This window comes from Microbacterium sp. NPDC064942 (genome assembly GCF_049545525.1).
Classification (GTDB): domain Bacteria; phylum Actinomycetota; class Actinomycetes; order Actinomycetales; family Microbacteriaceae; genus Microbacterium; species Microbacterium gawkjiense.
In genome coordinates this window covers 99,973-123,041 of record NZ_JBMWDR010000008.1, presented here as the reverse complement: position 1 = coordinate 123,041, position 23,069 = coordinate 99,973, and the positions used below count along the sequence as shown (strand labels likewise).

Sequence of the window (23,069 nt, the reverse complement as noted above, 5' to 3'; positions counted from 1 at the left end):
ACCTACCCCCAGCCGAGTACGCTCGACAGTGCACCCATCAAATGGAAACCGACGACTCACAGAACGTCCGGACCGAATGAAGGGGGCGGCTCAACATAAACAACTTCGCGAATACCGTCAGAGCATGCCCGAGGATAGGAGATCTGCGCTTCCCGTTCTTCCCATCGATCGAACGCTCGAGTTCCTCGTGCGCGGGTACGCGTTCGGGCAGCACGGGTTCGATGCGGTGGGACGCGATGCGTTCACGACTCGCCTGATGGGGAGACGTGTAACTTTCGCCCGCGGCAGCGGCTGGGTGCGCTTCTTCTACGAGGGTGACCGATTTACTCGGGATCGGGCGATGCCTCGCTCCGTGAAGCACTCGTTGCAGGATGCGGGAAGCGTGCAGACCCTCGTCGGGGATGAGCACCGGAATCGTAAGGCACTTTTCATTGACGTGCTCGATGCGTCAGCTCGCATCGATCTGGATCGCCATGTCGCGGAGGCGTGGCAGAAGGAATGGGCCGCGGCGTCCGGAAACCGCGTATCTCTGCTGGAGTTGGCTGGGCGCGCTCTGACCGCTGGGGTGTGCACTTGGGCGGGAATTCCGCTCAGCGACCGCGACCTTGATCGAAGAGCGTCCGAGTTTGCAGGGATGATCGATGGCGCAGGCTCCTTCGGACCACGAAACCTGCGAGGGCGGGCGCTCCGGCTGCGTACCGAAGCATGGGCGCGACAGGTGCTCCGCGACGCGACGCCAGAGACCATCGCGGCCAGAGTGGCAGGTCATCGGGACGCAGACGGTCAGTTGCTCGACGAGCGTACTGCAGCCGTGGAATTCCTGAACCTGCTTCGACCCACTGTTGCGATTGCGCGCTTCATCGTGTTCGCGGCTCTCGCGTTGCATCTTCATCCCGAATGGCGTTCGCGTGTCGCCGAGCACGAGGAGACCCGTCTCGCCTTCGCCCAGGAAGTGCGCCGCACTACGCCGTTTTTCCCCGTGGTCGGCGGGACCGCCGCGCGCGATATGGAATGGGACGGTGTCCGATTTACGCGCGGTGATTGGGTGATCCTTGATCTTTTCGCCACCAATCGTGATCCTCAGCTCTGGTCAAATCCGTGCACCTTTGCTCCCGCCCGATTCATGTCGAGTGAGCCGCACCACAACGCGCTTGTGCCGCAAGGCGGTGGTTTTTACGAGGACGGCCACCGCTGTCCGGGCGAACCGGCGACGGTGGACCTCCTCGCTTCCGCTGTGGGACGGCTGGCCACTGCGGAGTACACAGTCCCGGGCCAGGACTTTCGAGTCGACCTACGGCGATTCCCGGCGCAACCCGAAGACGGGTTTGTGCTCATTCCCGCCTAACCACTGCGGGTGAACGCTGCTGATCGGAACGTCGGTCCCGGCTCGGCCTGCTTCGTTCTGGTGGTCAGAGCCCGAATGCCCCGCCACTGATCAGGATGAAAATACCGAGGCCGATCAGAACTATCGGGAACAGGATGTGCTCCCAGCGCTCCAGGATTTCCGCGATCGGACGTCGGGTAGCGATGAACTTGGCGACGTACACCAGGACCGCGACGAGCGCGAGGAACACAACACAGTAGGCGACCACGGCGGCGGGTCCGACACTCAGGAAGACCGGCACGTAGACCCCGATGTTGTCCCCGCCGTTTGCGAAGGTGACTCCGGCTACAGCCCAGACGGCGACCTTCTTGCCTTCGATCTTGCCCTCATCGTCATCGTCGTCGTCGTGACGTCGACGCCATGCCTGCCAGGCCGCCCATAGCCCCAACCCCAAAGGGATCAGGCCGAAGTAGGGGATGACCTCTGGAGGCAGGAATGCTCCGGCGCCGAGAGCTACGAGTACGGCCGCGCCGAGAATGCCGGCGAATCCCAGATACTGCCCGACCAGGATTCGAGCGGTCGTGCCCCGTTGTCCCGCGCCGCGGGCGAAGAACAGCGACAGCACGATGATGTCGTCGATGTTCGTGACAAGGAACAGGCCGATCGCTTGCAGGATGGAGAGGAAGATCATGCGGTCGCCTCCATCGTGCAGCATTCCGGGGCCGCGCAGGAGGGGTCGATGCACCCGGCTGCATGGTCAACGGCCAAGGTCGTGTCCAGCAGCGCAGTAAGCGCCCGGCTCAGACGGGGGTCGGCTACCTCGTACCGGGTTCGGCGGCCCTCGGGCTCGGCGACGACGATGCCGCAGTCTCGGAGGCAGGTCAGGTGGTTGGACACGTTGGACGGGCTGAGGTCCAGCTCGCGGGCGAGTGCCGCGGGATAGATCGGGCCGTCAAGCAGGGTCATGAGAATTCGTGAGCGTGTGGGGTCGGTCATGGCTCGGCCGAGTCGGTTCATCACGTCCAGACGGTCAGTTATAGTCAGCACATGATGAACATACACGGTTCACTGTATGATCACTAACTGTCCCGTACAAGATCTCGCGATGGGTGAAAGTTGTCACAGTTCGTCGGCCGTGAATTCTTCTTCGGCTTGTTCCTCATGCTGTCTGGCGCCATCGGGTTGACGGCAGCGATGGCGCTGTCCATCGAGAAGATCGAAAAGCTGACCAACCCCGATACGGGCCTCAGCTGCGACTTCTCCGTGTTGGTGCAATGCTCCGCGAACCTCGACAGCGCTCAGGGAGCCGCATTCGGGGTTCCCAATCCGTTCCTCGGACTGGTCGGGTTCGCGCTCGTGGTGTGTGTCGGCGTCGCGGTGTGGGCGGTCCCACACTTCGCGCGCTGGTTCTGGATGCTGTTCAACATCGGTGTCGCAGGAGCTTTTGGGTTCGTGGTCTGGCTGATTGGGCAGAGCATCTACGTGCTGGGTACGCTCTGCCCCTGGTGCCTTGTGGTGTGGCTGACGACGCTGCCGCTGTTCTTCTTCGTGACCGCTCGCAACCTGCGTGAAGGTGTCTTTGGTCGCAGAGCAAGACGAGTCGGTGCGTTGTTGTGGCCGTGGATGACCCTCGTGACGGTCGCCGCGTACCTGGTTGTCGCGGTGCTCGCTCAGCTCCGCCTGAATGTCCTGGCGAGCATCATCTAGCGCGAATGACCCATCTTCGGGCCGAGGTTACTTCTCATGGGGTGGGGGTCGCGGCCGGATGTTCGCTGCGCGGCTGGGATCGGTTGGTGCGGAGCATCTGGAGGATACCGAGTCCGACGCCGACTCCAATGGCGATGTCGGCGATGTTTCCGATGAAGAGGTTGCCGTAGGCGAGGAAGTCGGTGACGTGACCGCGGCCGAACCCTGGAGGGGCGAAGAGACGGTCGATGAGGTTGCCGATCGCTCCACCCCAGACGAAACCGATGGCGACCGCCCAGAGCGTGGATGTCGCCCGCCAGGCGGCGTAGAGCAAGGCGATCACTGCCACGATTCCGACCAGAGTGAACACCCAGGTGCTGCTCGAGCCGAGAGACATGACGGTGCCGGGGTTGAAGGCGAGCTGCAGCCCCAGCACGTCGCCGATCAGTGGAATGCGTTCTTGCTCGCTTAGCTGTGCGAGCGCGAGGGCTTTCGTGCCCTGGTCCACGACAGTCATAGCAAGTGCGACCAGGCACGCGACGGCCAATCTCCAGCTCCGACGCCGCCTCATCGTGCGCCCCGCACGACGGAGGCCGAGGAAACGCCGTGCCGAGCTTCCGTGTCCTTCCCCGCCCGCGAACGTGGAGACCACTCGGGATCGAACAGTGGTGTGAGCATTGAGGAAAATGTCCTTTGAAAGTCGAACGTTGGTCGTTAGCTGAGGCCGGAGTAGGCGTGCAGGCCTTTGAAGAACATGTTGACGATGGTGAAGTTGAAGAGGACGGCGGTGAAGCCGATGATCGACAGCCATGCGGAGCGGGTGCCGCGCCAGCCGCGGGTCGCGCGGGCGTGGATGTAGCCGGCGTAGAGCACCCAGATCACGAACGTCCATACTTCCTTCGTGTCGAATCCCCAGTATCGTCCCCAGGAATCGTTGGCCCAGATTGATCCGGCGATCAGGGTGAAGGTCCAGAAGATGAAGCCGACGATCGCGAACCGGTACGCCACGGATTCAAGTGCCTCCGCGCTGGGAAGCGTGCGCAGGTATCCCAGGCCGGATCTCTTCGTTTCCTTGCCGTTGCCCGCAGCCCGTCGTTCGCGCCGGGTTTGCATGAGTTGCGTGGCGGAAAGGCCGCAGGAGATCGCGAACAGAGCGGTAGCGAGGGAGGCGACGAAGACGTGGATGACGAGCCAGACGCTTTTGAGCGGGTCCATCAGCGGGGTGACTTCGACGTAGAACGCAAGGGTCGCCCCGCCGAGGAGCAACGCGACCATTCCGATGAGGAACGAGCCCAGGAATCGTAGGTCGTACCGGCGGAGCACGGCCAGGTAGACCGCAACGATCAGCAATGTCCCGGTGAGCGCGAACTCGTACATGTTCGCCCACGGGACCCTTCCCGCATCGAGTCCTCGCCCGATGGTGCCGGCGAGGTGGAACACGAACGCGAACCCGGTCAGGACGGTGCCGATTCGCGCCCAGAGCAGACGTTGCCGCTGACCTGGCCGGGTGCGGACCTCGTTCAGCGCGGCGCGTTCGTCGCCTGTGCTCTGTGTGTCTCCGCCCGCGGTCACCAGCGTGTGCACCCTCTGGGGTTCGTCGCGGCGTACCGAGCGTTGTGCAAGGTCGATGGCGTAGGCCACGAACGCGAGGAGGTACACGGCGATCGCGGTCCACACCAGCAGCAGGGAGATGCTGTCCAGGGTCAGGGATTCGGGGTCAGGCATCGGTTGCTCCTCGTGCAGATCGGTGGCGGTGGCGGTGGTGGCTGATTCCGGCGAAGGTGAGACCGGTGATCGCGCCGAGGGCGATCAGGGCGGTGAGGGCACCGCCGAGCACGACGGCGGGGGTGAGCCCTTCGCGCAGCGGGACGCGGGTGATCGCCGCGGCTGCCTGGTCGACGCCGGCGCCGTCGATGATCTGTCCGTCCGGGGCGATGACTTGGCTGGTGCCGACGGTGGAGACGTTCACCACGGCACGGCCGGTCTCGATCGCACGCATCCGGGCGAACGCGAGCTGTTGAAGATTCTCGTCGGTGCCGCGGAAATCGGCGTTGTTGGTCTGAAACACGTAGACCTGGGCGCCCTGGCGGGCGCCGTCCCAGATGACGGAGTCGTAGATGACGTCGAAGCAGATCGCCAGTCCGACTTTCACCCCGTCGACGGTCACGAACGGGGGGTTCTGTCCGGGGGTGTATTCGCGTTGGATCATTCCGATCAGGTCGGGCGCGATCCGCTCGTAGAACCACCGGTCCGGGACGTACTCGCCAAACGGGACGGGGTTGACCTTGTCATGCAACTGCGGGGTGCCCTGCCCGTCCCACAGCATCGAGGTGTTGAACACGTCACCGCCGCGCGCGGTGGCGGCGTTGGTGAGCAGCGGGGCGCCGGCCCGGGCGACGAGATCGGTGAGCCGCCGGGCGGTGGCCGGGTCGGTGAGAGGGTCGCTGTCGACGGCACCCTCGGGCCACACCAGCAGATCCATGTCCTTCCCCAGCAGCGGGTCGGTCGCGGCCGTCTGCGCAGCCAGCACATCCCCGGGGGTGCGGTCATCGAAGTATCCGGAGGGCCCGTTGCCCTGCACCCAGCCGATGTCCATCCGGCCCGCGTCCCCGGTGGGGAACTGCGGCACGAGCACCAGAGCGGTCACGATCGCCGCGGCGGGCAGGATGCCGCGCAGGCGCCGGAACCCGCCAGCCCGCCACCATTGCACCAGGCACGCGCAGGCGGCGACGATGAGGAAGCTCAGCCCGGTCACCCCGACCCAGGACGCCGCCTCCGGGAGCGGGCCGTTCGCTTGGCTCATCCCGATCCGCGCCCACGGGAACCCTGAGTATGGCCAGGACCCCATCACCAGCTCCCGCACGCTCCACAACCCCGCCACCAGCAGCGGCACCCCGACGAACCACAGGACAGTGTGTCCGCGGGCGCGGTCGGTCCATCGGTAGGCGAGGGCGAGAGGGATCGCACCGACCCCGAACAGCACCGTTTCCAGGCCTGCCAACGCCACCCAGGGGACGGGCCCGAGGAAGGTCCCAACCCATACCAGGTGGGTGAAGAAGAACGCGGCACCGAAGGCAATACCGACCAGGAACGCGCCACCGATGCTGCGGCCGATCATCGTGCACAACGCGATCGTGATGCTCACAAACGCGAGCGGCCACCACCCCACGGCGGGGAAGGACAGGTCCAGGAGCCCACCAGCAGCCGCGGCGACGAGGAGCGCCGCCCAGAGCGGTACCTTCCGGCGCGCGGCGGGAGATGCCCCCGCCGCCGCGTCAGTCAGCGAGGGCGCGGTCGAGAGCATCGGTGAGATCCGTCAGCTGGTTGAGCTCGAGTCGTTCGCCGTCGAGGAAGAACGTGGGCGTGCCCTGCACACCCATCTGCTGCCCTTCGGCGAAGTCTCCCTCGACCCGCTCCCGGGTGGCGGGGTCCGCGACCGCCTGGTCGTAGGCGGCCATGTCCAGGCCGAGGTCCTCGGCGAAGCTGCGGAACAGGTCAGCTTTGGGGACTTGCTGCTCGCCCCACTCGGCCTGCGTTTCGAACATGCGGTGGTACATGTCCTCGACCTGGTTCTGCTGCGCGGCCGCTTCCACCGCGAGGGCGGCGTTCATCGAGTTGTAGTGGCTGGGGATCGGGTAGTACCGGAACACATAGTTGATCTGTCCGTCGTACTGCTCGCGGATCTCTTCGACGTACGGGTAGAACGCCCCGCAGACCTCACATTCGAAGTCGAGGAACTCCACCAGGGTCGGCGCGTTCGGGCCGGCGCTGTCCAGGACGTGGGAGTTGCTGCGGGCACCCGGTAACGCGTCCGCGGCGTTGTCGTCTGCGGGCGCTTGAGGGCGGGCGGAGACCGTGTAGATGATCGCGCCGATGACGAGCACGACCACGGCGGCGATCGCAATGAGGGTCACTTTCATGGGGGTCTTCATCGTGGGTTCCTTCGGCTGGGTGTCCGTGAGCTCGGGCGATCACGGGCGGCGAGGTGGGCGTTGCGGATGCCGGCGATCGCGTCGGGCAGTTGCGGGTCCTCTCCGCGCGCGAGACCGGCGTATTCCAGGCGCAGGGTGGGCTCGTCCGGGTCGCCGGTGACGGATGCTTTGACGAACACGCGGCGTCGGGGAACGAGAAGGCCGGTGATCAGACCCAGTGTGGCGAGGGTGGCGAAGGCGAGCACCCAAGGACCGCCGGTGTCGCGTTTGATGTCCAGCGACGCGAACCGTTTCACCGCCGCCAGGGGATTCGTGCCGCCGGACGCGTCCTCGAAGGTGACCGTGCCCCACCCATTGGGCAGGTCGGCGGTCTGCCCAGGAGTGAGCTGGATCGACTCGGCACCGCTCGTGCCGCCGGTGAGTTGGGTCATTCCGCTGGTGTCGAGGGTGTACACCGACCGGGGCACCCCGTCATCAATGCCGAGGCTGCCGGAGAACACGTTGAACGTGACGACCGGGTTCACCACGTCGGGATACACCGAGGCGAACGCCCCCGTGTCAAGAGCGCCCTGGGTGGGATAGAAGAAACCGACAAGCCCGACCTGTTCGGGAAGCCCGTCTGGAACCTTAATGATGCCGAGCGAGGTCATCATGCTGTCTTGCGGGAGGAACGGCTGAGACTCGCTGTACACGACCGCGCCCTCGGAGTTTCGGACGGTGATGGTGGGTGCGTAGCCGTTGCCGAGCAGATAGACCCGGTCGCTGCCGACGGTGATGGGGTAGTTCACGCGCACGCTTTCGGTGTCCTGTGTCCCGGTGCGGGCGTCGCGGATGGTGAGGTTCGCGGCGAAGTCGCCTGCTTGGCCGGCACCGGGCACTCCCGGTGGCACGTAGCTAACGTCGAAGCTGTCGAGGGTCAGCGAGTACGGGTCCAGCTGGGTGCCGTCCACGAACCTGCCCGGGGTGAACGAGGAGTAGTCGTTGAGGGTATTGACGAACGTGGTCCCTTCGACGATGACCCGCTGCCCGGTATAGGAGAAGCCGCTGGCGGCGAGCACGGCGACCAACACCCCGACCAGGGAGGCATGAAAAACCAGGTTGCCGGTCTCCCGGAGGTACCCTCGCTCGGCCGACACCGACCAAGACCGTGCGGTGTCGTACCGCTCGACGCGGTATCCGCGGCGGCGCAGATCGGCGGCTGCGGCGGTGATCGTGGCCGCCGCGTCCGCGGCGGGGTCCTCGGCGTTTGCCGGGACGTCTGCGAGAAGGTGGGCGCTCAGCCGGCTGAGACGTGCCGGGGTGCGTGGTGGCCGGGTGCGGAGGGCTTTCCAGTGGTGCCGGGTGCGAGGGATTATGCAGCCGATCAGCGAGATGAACAGCAGCAGGTAGATGGCGGAGAACCAGGCGGAGTTGTACAGGTCGAATACCTGAAGTCCGTCGAGGATCGGGGCCAGTTCCGGGTTGTTTCGGAAGTATTGGAGAACGCCGTTGGGATCCGCGGTGCGCTGGGGGAAAATCGAGCCGGGAACTGAAGCGATCGCCAGCAGGAGCAGCAACAGGATCGCTGTGCGCATGCTGGTCAGCTGCCGCCACCCCCACCGCAGCCACTCGACGGGTCCCAGCGTCGGGGAGGTGATCGTGTCCGTCTCGTCCTGGTCGATGTGATCGGCGGGGCGGGAGGGGTCCGTGGGGAGCTGGTCAGAGAGGGAGCGTGACACTGAGCATCACCCCCTGCAGAACGGACATCAAGGCGCCCCAGATGCCGGTGACCATCAACACCCCGAGGGCGATGAGCAGGCTGCCGCCAATGATGTTGACCACGCGGATGTGACGGCGGAGGAAGGTGACCGACCGGGTGGCCCAACCCAGTCCGAGCGCGAGCAGGAAGAACGGGATGCCCAGTCCGAGGGAGTAGGCCAGGCCGAGAAGCGCGGCACGGCCGGGATCGCCTAGGTTCCAGGACACAGACATGATTGCCGCCAGCGTCGGACCGATGCAGGGGGTCCAGCCGATCCCGAGCGCGATGCCCAGCAGCGGTGCGCTGAGCAAGCCCAGGTTGCCGCGGAAGCGGGGTCGCAGGGTGCGTTGCGCGCGGGGAAATGCGCCGATGAACACCAGTCCCAAGGCGATGACGACCACTCCGAGCACCCGGGTGAGAATGTTCGCGTATTCGAGGAAGAACAGCCCCGCCACCCCACCGAGCACCGTGACGGTCATGAACACAAGGGTGAAACCGGCGACGAACAACGCGACCCCACCGAGCAGCCGCCCGCGACCGACAGCGGGTGTCTGTGTCGGGGAGCTGGAGAGGGAGGACCCGAGGTAGCCGAAGTATCCGGGAACGAGCGGGAGGACGCATGGGGAGACGAAGGAGATGAGACCAGCGAGAATGGCGATGAGCACGGCCACCCATAGCGCGCCGTCGAAGATGAACCCTTCGGCGCTCACTGGCTCTCCGCCAGCGCGTCCGCGACGAGGGTGGACAGGATCGACGCGGCCGGCAATTGCCCGATGATCCGGGCGGCGACCCTGCCCTGCCGGTCCATCACCAGGGTCGTCGGGGTCGCCTGGATGGGGGTGACCGCGGCGAAGGCGAGCTTCGTCTTCCCGTCGACGATGTCGATCACGCTCGGGTAGGTGATCCCGTAGTCCTCCGCGAACGACAGCGCGGTGGCGGGCTGGTCGTAGATGTTCACCCCGATGAACCCCACCCCTTCGGGTTGGTAGGTCTGCCACACCTCTTCGAGCAGAGGAGCCTCGACCCGGCACGGGCCACACGCGGCATACCAGAAGTTCACGACGTACACCTCGCCGGCGAAGTCGTCGCTGCTGACCGGATTGCCGCGCTCGTCGACGCCGGCGAACACCACTGTCTCGCCACGCTTATCCGGGGAGATCTCGACGATGCGCTCGTCAACGCTGGTGGAACCGGTGCCGTTGTTTGCCGTGGCGGCCAGCCCGTCCTGGGATGTGCACCCTGCGACCGCGAGTACAGCGGTCGCGGCGAGCATCGCGGCGGCCGCACGGAACGCGCGCCAGGATCTCCGATGGGCAACCGGGGGGACGGCGCGGGTGACGGAAGTCACCCGAAATGGGTTTGCCATGACGTTCTCCAATACCAGAACTCAACAGGCGGCGGTCTGGCAGCGCCAGAATCCGCTCGCTCTCACAGGTGAAAGGGTGTTGAGTGGTGGATCAGGTTCGAAAAACGCGCAGCTGCGTAAGAGTGAGCACCGGATTTCGGGACGACGGGACCGCGATCCGTTCACGCAGTATCCCTGCGACACGCTCGACACTGAACGTGCGGGACGGTGCCCGCCGGGCCAGCACGACGAGCGCCAGACAGCATGCCACTCCCAGCAGGCACAGGGCGGCACCGAGATTACCGGCCTCACCAGCGTGCCCACCCGCTGTCGCCGCCGGTACGACTCCCGAACCGTCTGTCACCGTCATCTCCGCCATCGGCGTGGCTGCAAGGCCCTCGGTCTCGGAGTACGTCGCCGCCCACGACCCCATCAGAAGCGCCACGACCAGCCCCAGCCCTACGAGCAGTTTCGCCACCGGCCAACCCACGCGCGCAGCGAGAGCGCGGTCAAAGGAGGAGGGGCGGATCATTGCGGACGTTCCTACGCTCGGTGGTGCTCAAGAAATCGGGAAAGACGATCTATCAAACAGTATCAGGTGTATAGTCAGCGGATGCTGACCTAGGTTATAGGCGAGCTGCAAACCCAGCAGGTCACCGATCAGCGGGATGCGCTCACGGTCGGTGAGGGTCGCTTCGGCCCACACCTTGGTTCCCTGATCGATCAGCACGACGACCACGGCGATCAAGAGCGCTCCACCAGTGAGCTGCCGCCGCCGGGTCGACGACAGCTTGCGCGCAGCGGGCGGATGAGCCTCTGACTGGGAGGAGGTCATGCGAGCACCTCGATCAGACGGACGATGACCCCAGATTCGATCACGATGAACAGGCCCAGGCCGATGAACACGGCCGGTACGAGCCAGTGCTCGACGCGCTCCAGCCCCTCGGTAACAGCCTTGTTGGTGCCGATCAGCCGGCCGGCCGCGCACCAGACCGCGACGAGGATCAGGAATACGACGATCATGATCGCGACGTCGCTGGGGGCGCTGGTGCGGAAGATCGGCGTGTAGAGGGAGATGTTGTCGGCCCCGTTGGCGATCGTGATCCCTGCGACGCCCCATAGTCCGACCGCGGTGATCTTGGAGTCGTCATCATCGTCATCGCTGTTACGGCGCAGGCCGCGAATGAGCGTCCAGATGCCGATGCCGAGCGGGATCAGACCCAGGAAACCGACCCATTCGTCCGGAACGATGGTGAGACCGAGAGCGGCGATCACGCTGATCACGACGAGGGTGATGAACCCGAGATACTGGCCCGCGACGATCTGCCACGGCCGGGGCTTCCCTCGACTGGAAGCCAGGAACAGCACGGTGAGCACGACAATGTCGTCGATGTTGGTTGCCGCGAACAGGCCGATCGCTGAACCGATAGTTGCGAGCATCAGCTTTCCAGTCGTGGCGTGCGGGTGCGTGCGGCGCGCAGACCGTTGAGGATCACGATGACCTCCGCGACCTCGTGGACCAGGACGACGGCCGCGAGCCCCAGGACGCCGAAGAGCGCGAGCGGGAGCAGTGCAGTGATGATCAGCAGCGACAGGATGATGTTCTGGTTGATGATCCGTCGACCGCGGCGGGCGTGATCGAACGCTCGCGGGATGAGGCGCAGATCATGGCCGGTGAAGGCCACGTCGGCGGATTCGATTGCCGCGTCGGAGCCGGTGGCGCCCATCGCGATACCGATGTCTGCGCCAGCGAGGGCCGGTGCGTCGTTGATTCCGTCGCCGATCATCGCGACCGGCCCCGCCTTTGACAGCTCGCCGATCGCGGTTGCCTTATCCTCGGGACGCAGTTCCGCGCGCACGTTGCTGATCCCGGCCTGCGCGGCCAGTGCACGAGCGGTGCGGGCGTTGTCTCCGGTGAGCATCGTCACGCCGACGCCTTGGTTGGTGAGCGTCCGGACTACCTCGGGGACTTCAGGGCGCAGTTCGTCGCGGACGCCGATCGCGGCGACGGGGGTTCCGTCGCGGTGGACGATCACGACGGTCATGCCCTGCTCCTCCAACTCCGCGACCTGCTTCCCGAGGTCGCCCGCGTCCAGCCAGCGAGGACTGCCGACGGTGATTCTCGATCCGCCGACAGTGCCGTCGATGCCGTGCCCGGCCTGCTCGGTCACATCTGCAGCTGCCGGTGTGCCCGGGGCCGCGGCGGTGATCGCAGAGGCAAGGGGATGCGTGCTGTGCTGCTCCAGTGCGGCCGCCCAGGCCAGCGCCTGTGTCTCGGTCACGCCGTTCGCAGTGAGCACCGCGGTGACCGCAGGTTCGTTGCGGGTGAGGGTGCCGGTCTTGTCGACCGCGACGTGGCGGACCGTGCCGAAGCGCTCGAAGACGGCGCCGGACTTGATGATCACGCCGAACTTGCTTGCTGCGCCGATCGCGGCGACGACCGTCAGCGGCACCGAGATCGCCAGCGCACACGGAGAAGCGGCGACCAGCACGACAAGCGCGCGGGTGATCCACACCTCTGGATCGCCCAGCAGCGACCCGATGATCGCGACGAGCGCTGCGAGGATCAGAACGCCGGGTACGAGCGGGCGGGCGATCCTGTCCGCGAGACGTGCACGCTCGCCCTTCTCGGTCTGCGCCTTCTCGACCAGCTCCACGATCGTGGTGAGCGAGTTGTCGGTGCCCGCAGCGGTCGTTTCGACCTCCAGCGCGCCGGCGCTGTTGATCGCACCGGCCGACACCGCATCGCCGGGCTCGACCTCGACGGGGATCGACTCCCCGGTGATCGCCGAGGTGTCCAGGCTGGAGCGGCCAGAACGGACGATCCCGTCGGTTGCGATCCGCTCGCCGGGACGGACCACCATGACCTGGCCGACCGTCAGCTCTCTCGCGGGCACCTGCGCAGAGACGCCGTTCTGCAGCACGGTCGCTGTCTCCGGCACGAGCTTCAGCAGCGCCCTCAGCCCGCCCCGGGCACGGTCCATCGCCTTGTCCTCGAGCGCCTCAGCAATCGAGTACAAGAACGCCAGAGCCGCAGCCTCCTCCACGTAGCCGAGGATGACCGCGCCGATCGCGCTGATCGTCATCAGCAGCCCGATACCGAGCTTGCCCTTGAACAGTTTCCGGATCGCGCCGGGCGTGAACGTCGACGCACCGAGGAGCAGACCGGCCCAGAACAACACCAGCGCCGGGATCTCGAGGCCGGACCATTCAAGGATCAGACCGGCCAGGAATGCGACACCGGAGAAGACCGGCACCATGATCCCACGGTCCCTCCACCAGGGCCGCACAACCTCTTCGGTCTCATCCTCCGCCGCAGTGGCAGGCTGGGCAGGCTCGTGCTCGCAGCCACACGCCGCGCTCACGCGTCCGCCCCCGTCCCACAGCAGCCAGCCACCGTGCACGCAGAGTCCACGCACGGCGCGTGCTCAGCGACCGCCAGCGTCACGTCCACGAGCGCGACGAGCGCAGCCGTAAGATGCGGGTCGGCGATCTCGTAACGAGTCTGGCGACCCTCCGGCTCGGCAACGACAATCCCGCAGTCACGCAGGCAGGTGAGATGGTTCGACACGTTCGAACGCGTCAGCTCCAGCTCACGAGAGAGCACAGCCGGGTAGCTCGGTCCACCGAGCAGAGACATTAGGATTCGGGAACGCGTGGGATCGGCCATGGCCCGGCCGAGCCGGTTCATGACATCGAGGCGTGAGGAAATAGTCAGCACACACTGAACTATACAGTGATTGATGACCTATTGGAACGGCTTCACCCCAGGCGACATCTCTGGGGCCTGGGTGTAAGTACATCCGGCTCACACCCCACCGAATACGCCTACCGAAACCCGCTTACGGCGCACGTTTCTGGCATTCGATCTGGTGTGCCTTCACTCACCGCGCCGCAAACGATCGTTTTCGGCGGGGACGATTACGGCGAGTAGTAACAGTGCAGCTCAAGGAGAGTCGCAACAGCGGAAGCTTTGGTAGCTTTCGGCGTGTGGGGCTCTTCTCAAGACGGCCGGCAGACCAGCCGAAGCTCCCCGAACCTCGGGGTAGAGCTGAACTGAACGGCTATGGCAGCCGCGACGATCCGTCCGATGTCGACAAGTACGTGATCCCACAACTTGATGAGTTTCACGGAAACGCTCTGAGCGAGCGATATCGGAATCATTCCAGCGGGGATCTTAGGGTCCGCCTAGCCGGAAACGAGTTGCTGGCTGGCATGTTCCGGAACACCCTCGATCGCCACACCTACAGCGTGTTCGTGTCCACGTTCGCTGAAGCATCCGTAGGCGGGCCCTCGCCCGAGCTCGACCAACTGGAGCTCTTGCAGTACCCACGATTCACGCTTTGGCGACAAGCCGCTCCTGATCTGGTGGCCGACCGCGAGTCAGATGAGTCGAGACTTCCTGCACTCCTCCTCGCTTCCGCAAAGAATCTGAATGCGGTCAGCAGGATTGCCGTCGCTTCTCGGTACGAGATTAAGAGAGCTCTAGACGCACGATCGGACCACAACTGGCTCGCGGTATATGGTCTGGACGTTGTTTCCCATCTGAGTAGCGACCGTTGGGTATATCCCGGGCGGCTCCCCTCGCGGATCTAACGCACCTCTGCACCGAACCGTACGAGGCGGGTGCCCGCGGTGTTCTCGCCTTCGATGGTGCCGTCTTCCGCGGAGTAGCGGATGAGCGGCATCTCGACCGCTTCGGCCGCTGCAAGTGCGGCGGGGGTGTATTTGCCGGACGTGAAGAAGATCGGTTCACGGCGCGTGGTGTGCGCTACTCCGACGAGTTGCTGGACCTCCGGGGCACCGACCGACCCTGTGTAGTGCTTGACCTGCGCGACGTGGGTGCTGGAAGTGACGTCGACCCCTCCATCGGAGTGCGATCGGGTGACTTCAGCGTCGGCGATGCCGAGGAATCGCATCCAATCGCGGCACAGGAACTCTGCGCCTCGAGGGCTGACACCGTACGGATGAGCGGCCGGCCGGACCGCACTCGTGACCGCAGGGAGTGGCGGGGTGACGTCGAATCGTGCCCAGTGCCCAGCGAGATCGTCGAGGATCGCGGCGCGCCGCGTCTCCTTCACCGTGGCCAATGACGCCGGTGCTCGATGTTCGATGCGGAAGGTCGACATCTCAGCGAGCGTCCCAGCAATCTGCTCGATGCTGGGGATCTGCTTCCACTGCTGGTTCGCCGGTAGGAGATTGGCGGGGATCTGCGCGGCCAGCGTGTCGCGGCTGTCCCAGAAGAATGACCGGATGAGACTCCACGGGCCAGCCTCATAGCCGGCGACCGCCCTTGACCCCGCAGCGTCGAGCACCTCGATCATCGGTCGGGGGTCGCGGCTGAAGTTCCCGAATGCCTGGTACTGCCCCAGGGACAGGCGATCGCTGGCCGCTTGGATCGGCCATCGGTCCGTCTCCGCGGCGCTGTATTGAGCGCGACCGACCCCATACGCGTTGAGAACGAACGAGATCGATGCGGCAACCGAGAACCTGCCAGTCAGGTCTGCGATGACTCGACCGATCCCGGATTGCACGCTCGAATCGGCGCTCGCGCTCCCGGCGCAGACAAGGCTCGCAAGACCGGATCCGATGGAATGCAATTCGGGCAGCGCGACCGCGAAGTCAGTCCCACTCCCCAGAGTCTCTGCGAGACGCCGCCCTTCAATCCTCGCAACGACGGCAGCCGCCTCGCGGATCACGATGAAGTTGGCGATCAGCGGATGGTCGTCTGACTCGAATGCGTCGATCAACTCACCGGGGCGGTCTCGGCGGGCGGTCTCGGCATGACCAGGAGTCAACTCGGACAAGTAGTCGGGGTTGTACGCCGCCACAGGCGCCGCCGAATCAACGAGCCAGATCGTGTTCCCGGGCCGCTCACGCTTCAGCCGCACCTGTGCGGGCAACAGCGCGGCCATCAACACCGCATCAGGGGCGACCGCCTTCGTACCGTGCACGGCCCCATGCTAGGTCTCGCCACCCCCACGCACCGAGAACAGATCTGCCGAAAACCCCCGCCGAAAGGCGGTTACGCACCACCTTTTCGACAGACGTCATCGCGGCCCGATCGCGACTCGGCCGGAAACGATCGTTTTCGGTACGCCCGACCGAAGCACCGCAGACGAACGCGACACGCCGAAGATGCATCTGTGAATTTGATCGCTTCATGGCGGTGAATCTTCATCGCTATTTGGCGCAGTGGGGTGCCCGGTAGGGATCCCTCTGCGCGCCGCATGAGCTATTCGAGCAGCGTGTCACCCGGGTGGGTGCAAATGTTCGGCTGTACGAGCTCACTGTGGCGGCATGCACTTCACCGCATCAATCCCCCTCGCGACTCGCGAGGGGGATTGATGCGGTGGTGTCAGCTCTGGTCGCTCATGCCAGATGGCCGGTGGAGTTCGAGCGGGATCAGGAGAGTTTCTGTCGGCGGGAGGATGAGGCTCGCCGGCTCGACCCCGACGATAGCTCCACTCAGCATTCTCCCGTTTCGGGATTGACGGTCATCTTCCCGCACACCGATCCACCCTCCGGCGCCTCGTTGACAACCGAAGAAGTGACGGTGGTCCATGACACGGCGGTTCCCGCCGGGATTCCATCCTGATCCCGGAGAAGCACCTCGCGATCGCCGATGAAAGTACCGGTGTCGGGGTCGATGATGATGTCTACGCGAGTGCCCCATGCCTCCTCGACCCGCCCGATCGCGATCCCCGTTCGACCCTGAAGGGTGGCTTGATCACTGACGAAGGTCACGCCAGGGATCATGGCCGCGGCCTTATACATCGCAGCGCGCAGATCCGCAGGAACGTTCCCGATTCGGAGCCGGTCCGCCATATAGACGAGCGCTTCGGTGTCGGGTGAAGGGCCAGCGCCGAGGGTGACACGGTAGATGTAGTTGAGCAGACGGTACGGGTCTCGCGGAAGCTCGTCCAAGTCCGCGAATCCCGCCCCGGATGAGCCCCCGTAGAACGCGCCGCCCGGCGCTCGAAGGAGATCTCCAGCCTCGAACGTGTCCGACGACGACACCCCGTCCCACCACTCGTTCGCGATCTCCTCCGATTCTGGACCGAAGGTCGCCGCGATGGACTGCGGACCGCGCACCCATACCCAGTCGTCGGACGGATCCGCGGGACGGTAGAGGGTGTCATCGGACGCGTACTGGTACGAGGCCACGACGTCACCATTGCCCCCGCTTGACAGGTGCACTCCCACCGTCCTGACCTTTAGGTATTGACCGGGCTGCACCACCGGGTCAATCGAGGCGATCGCAGCGGAGCTGGCTTCATCGAGGACGGCTGCGGCAGCTGCATCCGCGCCCCCGCGCCACCCCGCAAAACCGACCACGTCCGTCAACACGAGCCCCGCCACGAGCGCCGCGGCGCCGACAGCGCTGAGCCCGCTGATCGCGAAACGCCGAGCGCGTTTCGGTCGGCGTGGCGTGCTGGTGTGCGGCTGGGCGTAGCCGGCGGCTGCGGCTAGGAGCGCGCCGCGCCCCCGGTTCAGCGCCGCTTCCGGTGGTGCGGCCTCGCTACGCGTGTTGCGCAGCAGCGTCAACTCGTCCATGTTCCTTCTCCATCTCGGGATCGGTCGTGCCGGCCGCGGTCCGCAGGATGCGGCGGGCACGGTTGAGTCGTGAGCGAACGGTGCCAATCGGCACGTCGAGAGCGCGTGCGACGCCCGCGTAGTCGAGGTCGCCCCACGCGTACAGCAGCAGGGTGTCGCGGTCGGACGCAGGCAGACCACGCAGCGCCGAAGCCAAGCGCCGCGTGAGCCGCGCAGCGTCCAACCGCGCACCCGCCTGCTCGATCACGTCGGGCGAGAGCTGCGCCGCGAGATCCGCAACCATGCCCTTCCACGCCCGCGCTTCCAGCCGCACATGCTTATGCATCAAGCGGGTGGCGATCCCGAACAGCCAGGGGCGAGCATCGACGACCGCGAGGTCGTACGCTGCTCTCTTCTCGAAGGCGACGAGGAACGTCTCCGACATCACGTCCTCGGCGCTGCCCTCTCCCAGCCGCTGCGCCGCGTAGCGGTAGATCACTGGCGCATGTCGATCGAAGAGCAGCGCGAACGCACCCGGCTCATCGGCCGAGCGTTCGATCACCTCGTTGTCTGTGCTCACGTCTGTATTGCTCATTTGTCCCGTTCGAGTTCACGATCCAGTACACGCGCTCGATCGGACGTCACGACGTGCCGGTAAGCACAGCAACGACAACAGCGACGCCACGAAGGCAAGCGCGCGAGAGCGTGGGCCCGAAAGTGAATCCGGAAGGCCGTGAGTCCCGCGAATTCCGGTGATGAGTGCGCCGGACAGGGTCCGATGACACCGATCAGCACCGCCCGAAAGCCGGTCCTTCAGCGCGCGACCTGTTGCGGGCTGGCCGCGATGGACTAAATGTGCTGGACGCCGTTGCGAGCGTGTTCGGTGGAGGGCGGTGCCATCGTGTCTAGGTCTTCCATGAGGTGGATGGATGCGTACGTGGCGGGGCGTATCCGGCCGGCTGTGTCGTAGACCTGGATGGATCGGCGGAGCCGGCCTGCCGGGTAGTGCGGGTGGGTGAAGGACACGTCGACGCGTGTGTGGGGCCATTGACCGTTTACTTCGACGAGGGGATCGCGGAGCCCACGCGCAAGTGGACCGGTGCTGCCATCTGCGCTGTGCCAGTAGTGGTCGAGGTGATCGAACTCGCGCAGCACCGACTTCACGGCCGCCTCTTTTTCGGTGTCGCTCAGCTGGACCATATCCCAGGAGATAGGAGCGTGCGCGGGGGGACTGGCGGGTGATCGGGGCACTGCCGTTTCCATCGCCGTGAACAGTTCCTGGTCGTCAAAGCGTTCGGCGTCGCGCCCCGACGGGCGTATCTCGTCGGGGAGCTCGTCACCGAGGGGGACGCCGATGTAGCTGTACATGTATGTCCGCCCGCCCCAGCCTGCGCTCTTCGTCGCGGGCGCACCATCGTGAAGGACCACTCGCGCAGATCCGCCGTGATCGAGGGCGAATGCGGGCACTCCCTCAACCGTGACTTTTCGCGCATGTCCGCCAGGTTGCAGAACCGTCACCTGCTGAAGTTCGCGCCATGCGCTCTGAATGTCGGGGTTGGGCAGATTGCTGGTCATCAACCACAGTCCATGCCTCGTCGGCCCGAGTGCGTGGCGAGCGGTGAGGCCGGTGAACTCTGTCAGACGACCATCGCCGGCGATATGCACAGCGGCGGGCGCGCCGTCCGGCAACTCGGCATCCTCCGACTCTTCCGGACGATAGAACACCCACGCGCCTGTCGGAGCACCCATCACGGTAACCGACACCGCCCGCGGCCCAACATCCAGGTCCGGCCACGACACGATCACATCGTCCGCGCCCCGCGACCGGATCACAGCCATCGGGTAATCGAGGCTCACTATGATCGGCGCGTCTTCAGCGCCGACCTCGAACCAACCAGCCTCCTCGAAACTCATGAAGCTCAGCGTCTCAGATCGTTCGCGGTCCGTGTGGGCTAACGCGCATACCTACCGCGCGGATGCCGGTCGACAAGCGGGCTGCCGGTCGCCTGATCGGGGCGTCGCGCGGCCGTCGTCACCCTGGTGTCCGTATGCCCCGCTCGGTGAACCTGCCCGCGCAGGCGCCTCATACGCGACACCGTAGGTGCCTCACAACCCTAGGGATACGCGACGTCTCGCCAGCTCGGTCAGGATCGCAGGAGGACGGCGGAATATCTCGGGGACGGCGATTCTCATAACCATGTGTCGAAACTGCATGGTTGGATTCAGGTACTCAACGTCAGTTATGAGACACCTGGAGCATCGTGACGAAACTGATTGGATACGCGCGGGTATCGACGCGGCCGCAGTCGACGGATCGGCAGGAGACTGACCTTCTGGGTGCCGGCGTCCGGCGCGACGACTTGTACGTCGATCACGGCGTCTCCGGGGCCAGGGCATCCCGTCCGCAGTTCGATCGCGCGCTTGATGCGCTCGAGGCCGGAGACACGCTCATCATCACGACCTTGGATCGGCTCGGCCGATCGACGCAGAACATGCTCGGCTTCGCACAGGAGCTGCGCGACCGCGGCGCGGGCCTTCGCGTGCTGAACCTCGGCGGCGGCGACGTCAACACCTCAACCCCGATGGGGTCCATGCTGTTCACGGTCATGGCTGCGCTGGCGCAGATGGAGCACGACATCAAGCGAGAGCGGATCGTCGACTCGATCAGCAAGCGCCGGGCCGCGGGGAAGGATCTCGGCGGTCGCCCGCGTCGGGTAACCGACAGTCAGATCCGCAACGCTCTTCGCCTGGTCCAGAGCGGTGAGCCCGCAGCTCAAGTCGCCCGCGATCTTGGAATGTCCCGCGCGACGTTCTACAGAAGGTCCCGCGCCCTATCCGACTAGTGCTGCGCTCGGCCCGCCGATGCGACACAGAGCGATCACAGAACGCCGCCATTTATCGGCAAAAGTCACAGATGCATCCACCGAAAACCCCCATCCAAACCGGATCGCGCCGAAACCTCTGCGGCAAGTTTTCGGCGCGGTCCCAGATCAGCGTGCGAACACCCCCAGCTCGGTGACGGAGGCGGTTGCCGCATCCCACCGCCTGAGTCCGCGAGCGACACCGACGATCGGCTCACCGAGCAGCGGCAGCGCGCGCTCGAGGTCCGAGACCTTGAGCCGGCGCGCGAGGGTGACGTGCGGCATCCACTCGCCCGGGGCGGTGTGCGGAGCGTCGTCGCCGGGACCGGCGGCCTCGTGCACGGCGGCGTGCAGCGACAGCAGCCCGGCCGACGGCACGACCGAGCGTGCGAGCACCCGCCGCTCCCCCGCGCCGAACAGCACCACCGCACCGAGAGTCACGGGGAAGGCGGCCGGCAACGGCACCGACGCCAGCGACACCGACGGACGCACCAGCAGCGTCACGTGCGGCGCGTTCGAGGGCGACGTGTGCGCGGCGAGACTCGACAGCCCGGCGTCGGCGAGCGCCTGCCACTCCGCGCGCACGGCGCGCTCGGTCGCCGCATCGAACTCGAGCTCGATGCTGACGACCGGCGCGCCGCGCATCGCGGTCACCAGATCGTGACGCGCTTGTCCTCGTCGAGCCAGAGCTCGTCCGACGGGGTCACGTCGAACGCCGCGTAAAACTCGTCGATGTTGCGGACGATCTGGTTGCAGCGGAACTCGTTCGGCGAGTGCGGGTCGATCGTCAGCAGACGGATCGTCTCGGCATCCCGCCCCTTCTGCTGCCAGATCTGCCCCCAGCTCAGCAGCAGGCGCTGGATGCCGGTGAGCCCGTCGATCACGGGACCGTCGGCATCCGTCGAACCGGCCTTCTCCAGGTGCAGCCGGTACGCCTTGATCGCGATGCCGAGGCCGCCGAGGTCGCCGATGTTCTCGCCGATCGTCAGCGCGCCGTTGACCGTGTGATCGGACGACAGCCCCTGCGGCACGAGCGCGTTGTACTGCTCGATGAGGGTCTTCGTGCGCTCCGTGAACGCGTCGCGGTCCTCGTCGGTCCACCAGTCGTTCAGGGCACCGGTGCCGTCGAACGCGCTGCCCTGATCGTCGAAGCCGTGACCGATCTCGTGACCGATGACCGCGCCGATGCCGCCGTAGTTGGCGGCCGGGTCGCGCTCCATGTCGAAGAACGGGTGCTGCAGGATCGCCGCCGGGAACACGATCTCGTTCATCAGCGGGTTGTAGTAGGCGTTGACCGTCTGCGGGGTCATGAACCACTCGTCGCGGTCGATCGGCGCCCCGAGCTTTGCGAGCTGCTGGTCGTGCTGCCACGCGTTCGAGCGGCGGACGTTGCCGATGAGGTCGGATGCGTCGATCTCGAGGTCGGAGTAGTCCTTCCACTTCACCGGGTAGCCGACCTTGGGCGTGAACGCCTCGAGCTTCTCGAGCGCGCGCTCGCGCGTGGCGGGCGTCATCCACTCCAGCGACGAGATCGACTGCCGGTACGCCTCGATGAGGTTGTCGACGAGGACGTCCATCTCCTCCTTCGCGCGCGGCGGGAAGTGACGCTCGACGTAGACCTTGCCCACCGCCTCGCCGAGGGCGGCCTCGACGAGCGAGACACCGCGCTTCCAGCGCTCGCGGTTGACCGGGACGCCGGTCATCTCGGTGCCGTAGAACGCGAAGTTCGCGTCGACGAACGCCTGCGACAGGAACGGTGCCGACGCGCGGATGACCTGCAGGCGCAGCCACGCCTTCCAGTCCTCGAGCCGGTCCTCGACCAGCAGGGTGCCGAGTCCTTCGAAGAAGCTCGGCTGGTTGACGTCGACCTCCTCGATGACGCCCGCCTTGCCGGGGGCGACGGCGTCGCGCCAGGGCGCGAGGTCGACGCCGGTGAGCTGCACCGCGGCATCCCAGCTCATCAGGTTGTAGGTCGCGACGGCGTCACGACTGCGGACGTTGTCCCAGTGGTGCGACGCGATCTCGGTCTCGAGCGCGAGCACGCGGTCGGCCTGCGCCTCGGCGTCGGCGACACCGGCGAGACCGAAGACCGTCGCGACGTACGCGCGGAAGGCCGCACGGGTCTTCTCGAAGGTGTCGAGGCGGTAGTAGCTCTCGTCGGGCAGCGAGAGCCCGCCCTGCACGAGGAAGAGGATGTACCGCTGCGGGTTGCCGGGGTCCGGCTCGATGTAGGTGCTGAACACGCCGGCGACGCCCTCGCGCTCCAGGGTTCCGGAGGTCTGCAGCAGGCTCGGGATGCCGGTGACCTGGTCGACGTACGTCAGCTGCGGCGCGATCGCCTCAGCACCCTTCGCCTCGATCGCGGCGGTGTCCATGAAGCTCGCGTAGAGGTCGCCGATCTTGCGGGTCTCGGTGCCGGGCTCGGCATCCGTCGACTCCTCGATGATCGTCTTGACGTCCTTCTCGGCCTGCTCCGCGATGAGGTGGAACGACCCCCAGCGCGCCTTGTCCTCGGGGATCTCGGTGCGCTCGAGCCACGCGCCGTTGACGTGGCGGAACAGGTCGTCCTGCGGCCGGATGTCGGCACTCAGTCCGTCGAGCTGGATGCCGGAGGCAAGGGTGTTCTCGGTCATGCGTCCCACCCTAT

The 23,069-nt window shown here is 65.8% G+C and carries 24 protein-coding genes; 4 read left to right on the top strand and 20 right to left on the bottom strand.

All coding sequences use genetic code 11. The features are described from left to right. The first annotated feature begins 124 nt into the window (after nucleotides 1-124). The gene (locus ACPEH2_RS13420; RefSeq protein ID WP_359921351.1) at nucleotides 125-1,345 is read left to right on the top strand and encodes a cytochrome P450; all 1,221 of its coding nucleotides are present in this window, start codon (nucleotides 125-127) and stop codon (nucleotides 1,343-1,345) included. Between the two features lie 64 nt (nucleotides 1,346-1,409). Here ACPEH2_RS13420 and ACPEH2_RS13415 read toward each other — a convergent pair whose 3' ends face one another. Together ACPEH2_RS13415 and cmtR (ACPEH2_RS13410) are read right to left on the bottom strand one after the other, a co-directional pair. Then, a complete protein-coding gene (locus tag ACPEH2_RS13415; protein WP_359921348.1) occupies nucleotides 1,410-2,015 on the bottom strand; it encodes a cadmium resistance transporter in 606 nt (201 codons plus the stop codon). Further along, nucleotides 2,012-2,371: a Cd(II)/Pb(II)-sensing metalloregulatory transcriptional regulator CmtR gene (cmtR, locus tag ACPEH2_RS13410; RefSeq protein WP_359921345.1), complete on the bottom strand. Its 360-nt coding sequence runs from the start codon at nucleotides 2,369-2,371 to the stop codon at nucleotides 2,012-2,014. The genes ACPEH2_RS13415 and cmtR (ACPEH2_RS13410) overlap by 4 nt, the downstream gene beginning before the upstream one ends. A gap of 69 nt (nucleotides 2,372-2,440) precedes the next feature. Between cmtR (ACPEH2_RS13410) and ACPEH2_RS13405 the strand changes: the two genes are divergently transcribed. Further along, the gene (locus tag ACPEH2_RS13405; protein ID WP_359921342.1) at nucleotides 2,441-3,031 is read left to right on the top strand and encodes a vitamin K epoxide reductase family protein; all 591 of its coding nucleotides are present in this window, start codon (nucleotides 2,441-2,443) and stop codon (nucleotides 3,029-3,031) included. Nucleotides 3,032-3,065: 34 nt separating this feature from the next. Here the strand turns inward: ACPEH2_RS13405 and ACPEH2_RS13400 are convergent, their stop codons facing one another. The 12 genes from ACPEH2_RS13400 to cmtR (ACPEH2_RS13345) form a co-directional block, all read right to left on the bottom strand. Continuing rightward, nucleotides 3,066-3,527: a signal peptidase II gene (locus ACPEH2_RS13400; RefSeq protein ID WP_359921340.1), complete on the bottom strand. Its 462-nt coding sequence runs from the start codon at nucleotides 3,525-3,527 to the stop codon at nucleotides 3,066-3,068. A gap of 197 nt (nucleotides 3,528-3,724) precedes the next feature. Further along, nucleotides 3,725-4,735 (bottom strand): c-type cytochrome biogenesis protein CcsB, encoded by a 1,011-nt coding sequence (ccsB, locus tag ACPEH2_RS13395; RefSeq protein ID WP_359921337.1) that lies wholly within the window; start codon nucleotides 4,733-4,735, stop codon nucleotides 3,725-3,727. Beyond that, the gene (gene lnt / locus ACPEH2_RS13390) at nucleotides 4,728-6,314 is read right to left on the bottom strand and encodes an apolipoprotein N-acyltransferase (protein WP_359921335.1); all 1,587 of its coding nucleotides are present in this window, start codon (nucleotides 6,312-6,314) and stop codon (nucleotides 4,728-4,730) included. Before lnt ends, ccsB begins: the two co-directional genes overlap by 8 nt. Continuing rightward, a complete protein-coding gene (locus tag ACPEH2_RS13385) occupies nucleotides 6,286-6,942 on the bottom strand; it encodes a DsbA family protein (protein ID WP_359921333.1) in 657 nt (218 codons plus the stop codon). The genes lnt and ACPEH2_RS13385 overlap by 29 nt, the downstream gene beginning before the upstream one ends. Beyond that, nucleotides 6,939-8,516: a cytochrome c biogenesis protein ResB gene (gene resB, locus ACPEH2_RS13380; RefSeq protein ID WP_359921331.1), complete on the bottom strand. Its 1,578-nt coding sequence runs from the start codon at nucleotides 8,514-8,516 to the stop codon at nucleotides 6,939-6,941. The genes ACPEH2_RS13385 and resB overlap by 4 nt, the downstream gene beginning before the upstream one ends. Nucleotides 8,517-8,640: 124 nt before the next feature. Continuing rightward, on the bottom strand, nucleotides 8,641-9,390 hold the full coding sequence (locus ACPEH2_RS13375) for a cytochrome c biogenesis CcdA family protein (RefSeq protein WP_359921325.1): 750 nt from the start codon (nucleotides 9,388-9,390) through the stop codon (nucleotides 8,641-8,643). Further along, entirely contained in the window at nucleotides 9,387-10,028 is a 642-nt protein-coding gene (locus tag ACPEH2_RS13370) for a TlpA family protein disulfide reductase (RefSeq protein ID WP_423718885.1), read from the bottom strand. Before ACPEH2_RS13370 ends, ACPEH2_RS13375 begins: the two co-directional genes overlap by 4 nt. Before the next feature lie 109 nt (nucleotides 10,029-10,137). Continuing rightward, nucleotides 10,138-10,557: a hypothetical protein gene (locus tag ACPEH2_RS13365; RefSeq protein ID WP_359921322.1), complete on the bottom strand. Its 420-nt coding sequence runs from the start codon at nucleotides 10,555-10,557 to the stop codon at nucleotides 10,138-10,140. A 27-nt stretch (nucleotides 10,558-10,584) separates the two neighbouring features. Further along, complete coding sequence (locus tag ACPEH2_RS13360) at nucleotides 10,585-10,860, bottom strand: signal peptidase II (protein ID WP_359921319.1); 276 nt, start codon at nucleotides 10,858-10,860, stop codon at nucleotides 10,585-10,587. Then, nucleotides 10,857-11,465, bottom strand: coding sequence for a cadmium resistance transporter (locus tag ACPEH2_RS13355; RefSeq protein WP_359921316.1), 609 nt, complete (start codon nucleotides 11,463-11,465; stop codon nucleotides 10,857-10,859). The genes ACPEH2_RS13360 and ACPEH2_RS13355 overlap by 4 nt, the downstream gene beginning before the upstream one ends. Then, nucleotides 11,465-13,390: a heavy metal translocating P-type ATPase gene (locus ACPEH2_RS13350; RefSeq protein WP_197491836.1), complete on the bottom strand. Its 1,926-nt coding sequence runs from the start codon at nucleotides 13,388-13,390 to the stop codon at nucleotides 11,465-11,467. The genes ACPEH2_RS13355 and ACPEH2_RS13350 overlap by 1 nt, the downstream gene beginning before the upstream one ends. After that, the gene (gene cmtR / locus ACPEH2_RS13345) at nucleotides 13,387-13,746 is read right to left on the bottom strand and encodes a Cd(II)/Pb(II)-sensing metalloregulatory transcriptional regulator CmtR (protein ID WP_359921314.1); all 360 of its coding nucleotides are present in this window, start codon (nucleotides 13,744-13,746) and stop codon (nucleotides 13,387-13,389) included. The genes ACPEH2_RS13350 and cmtR (ACPEH2_RS13345) overlap by 4 nt, the downstream gene beginning before the upstream one ends. Before the next feature lie 269 nt (nucleotides 13,747-14,015). Between cmtR (ACPEH2_RS13345) and ACPEH2_RS13340 the strand changes: the two genes are divergently transcribed. Then, nucleotides 14,016-14,621, top strand: a complete 606-nt coding sequence (locus tag ACPEH2_RS13340) for a hypothetical protein (protein WP_359921312.1) — start codon at nucleotides 14,016-14,018, stop codon at nucleotides 14,619-14,621. Here the strand turns inward: ACPEH2_RS13340 and ACPEH2_RS13335 are convergent. From ACPEH2_RS13335 to ACPEH2_RS13320, 4 genes are all read right to left on the bottom strand, one after another. Continuing rightward, entirely contained in the window at nucleotides 14,618-15,979 is a 1,362-nt protein-coding gene (locus tag ACPEH2_RS13335; protein ID WP_359921309.1) for a restriction endonuclease, read from the bottom strand. The two genes, ACPEH2_RS13340 and ACPEH2_RS13335, sit on opposite strands and share 4 nt — an antisense overlap. A 514-nt stretch (nucleotides 15,980-16,493) precedes the next feature. Beyond that, entirely contained in the window at nucleotides 16,494-17,582 is a 1,089-nt protein-coding gene (locus tag ACPEH2_RS13330) for a CU044_5270 family protein (protein ID WP_359921445.1), read from the bottom strand. Next, nucleotides 17,548-18,141, bottom strand: coding sequence for an RNA polymerase sigma factor (locus tag ACPEH2_RS13325; RefSeq protein ID WP_359921442.1), 594 nt, complete (start codon nucleotides 18,139-18,141; stop codon nucleotides 17,548-17,550). Before ACPEH2_RS13325 ends, ACPEH2_RS13330 begins: the two co-directional genes overlap by 35 nt. Nucleotides 18,142-18,410: 269 nt before the next feature. After that, a complete protein-coding gene (locus tag ACPEH2_RS13320; RefSeq protein WP_359921440.1) occupies nucleotides 18,411-19,475 on the bottom strand; it encodes a hypothetical protein in 1,065 nt (354 codons plus the stop codon). A gap of 347 nt (nucleotides 19,476-19,822) precedes the next feature. Between ACPEH2_RS13320 and ACPEH2_RS13315 the strand changes: the two genes are divergently transcribed. Beyond that, nucleotides 19,823-20,404 (top strand): recombinase family protein, encoded by a 582-nt coding sequence (locus ACPEH2_RS13315; RefSeq protein WP_242088785.1) that lies wholly within the window; start codon nucleotides 19,823-19,825, stop codon nucleotides 20,402-20,404. Nucleotides 20,405-20,551: 147 nt separating this feature from the next. On the opposite strand, the gene ACPEH2_RS13310 is transcribed toward ACPEH2_RS13315, so the two are convergent. Further along, entirely contained in the window at nucleotides 20,552-21,067 is a 516-nt protein-coding gene (locus ACPEH2_RS13310) for a 2'-5' RNA ligase family protein (RefSeq protein ID WP_359920565.1), read from the bottom strand. Between the two features lie 5 nt (nucleotides 21,068-21,072). Then, on the bottom strand, nucleotides 21,073-23,055 hold the full coding sequence (locus ACPEH2_RS13305; protein WP_359920346.1) for a M13 family metallopeptidase: 1,983 nt from the start codon (nucleotides 23,053-23,055) through the stop codon (nucleotides 21,073-21,075). Nucleotides 23,056-23,069 lie beyond the last annotated feature (14 nt).

What these genes read in the sequence shown, in the direction of transcription:
- ACPEH2_RS13420 (WP_359921351.1), top strand. Translation starts at nt 125, where the DNA reads ATGCCCGAGGATAGGAGATCTGCGCTTCCCGTTCTTCCCATCGATCGA.
- ACPEH2_RS13415 (WP_359921348.1), bottom strand. Translation starts at nt 2,015, where the DNA reads ATGATCTTCCTCTCCATCCTGCAAGCGATCGGCCTGTTCCTTGTCACG.
- ACPEH2_RS13400 (WP_359921340.1), bottom strand. Translation starts at nt 3,527, where the DNA reads ATGACTGTCGTGGACCAGGGCACGAAAGCCCTCGCGCTCGCACAGCTA.
- ccsB (WP_359921337.1), bottom strand. Translation starts at nt 4,735, where the DNA reads ATGCCTGACCCCGAATCCCTGACCCTGGACAGCATCTCCCTGCTGCTG.
- lnt (WP_359921335.1), bottom strand. Translation starts at nt 6,314, where the DNA reads ATGCTCTCGACCGCGCCCTCGCTGACTGACGCGGCGGCGGGGGCATCT.
- ACPEH2_RS13385 (WP_359921333.1), bottom strand. Translation starts at nt 6,942, where the DNA reads ATGAAGACCCCCATGAAAGTGACCCTCATTGCGATCGCCGCCGTGGTC.
- resB (WP_359921331.1), bottom strand. Translation starts at nt 8,516, where the DNA reads ATGCGCACAGCGATCCTGTTGCTGCTCCTGCTGGCGATCGCTTCAGTT.
- ACPEH2_RS13365 (WP_359921322.1), bottom strand. Translation starts at nt 10,557, where the DNA reads ATGATCCGCCCCTCCTCCTTTGACCGCGCTCTCGCTGCGCGCGTGGGT.
- ACPEH2_RS13360 (WP_359921319.1), bottom strand. Translation starts at nt 10,860, where the DNA reads ATGACCTCCTCCCAGTCAGAGGCTCATCCGCCCGCTGCGCGCAAGCTG.
- ACPEH2_RS13355 (WP_359921316.1), bottom strand. Translation starts at nt 11,465, where the DNA reads ATGCTCGCAACTATCGGTTCAGCGATCGGCCTGTTCGCGGCAACCAAC.
- ACPEH2_RS13330 (WP_359921445.1), bottom strand. Translation starts at nt 17,582, where the DNA reads ATGGACGAGTTGACGCTGCTGCGCAACACGCGTAGCGAGGCCGCACCA.
- ACPEH2_RS13320 (WP_359921440.1), bottom strand. Translation starts at nt 19,475, where the DNA reads ATGAGTTTCGAGGAGGCTGGTTGGTTCGAGGTCGGCGCTGAAGACGCG.
- ACPEH2_RS13310 (WP_359920565.1), bottom strand. Translation starts at nt 21,067, where the DNA reads ATGCGCGGCGCGCCGGTCGTCAGCATCGAGCTCGAGTTCGATGCGGCG.
- ACPEH2_RS13305 (WP_359920346.1), bottom strand. Translation starts at nt 23,055, where the DNA reads ATGACCGAGAACACCCTTGCCTCCGGCATCCAGCTCGACGGACTGAGT.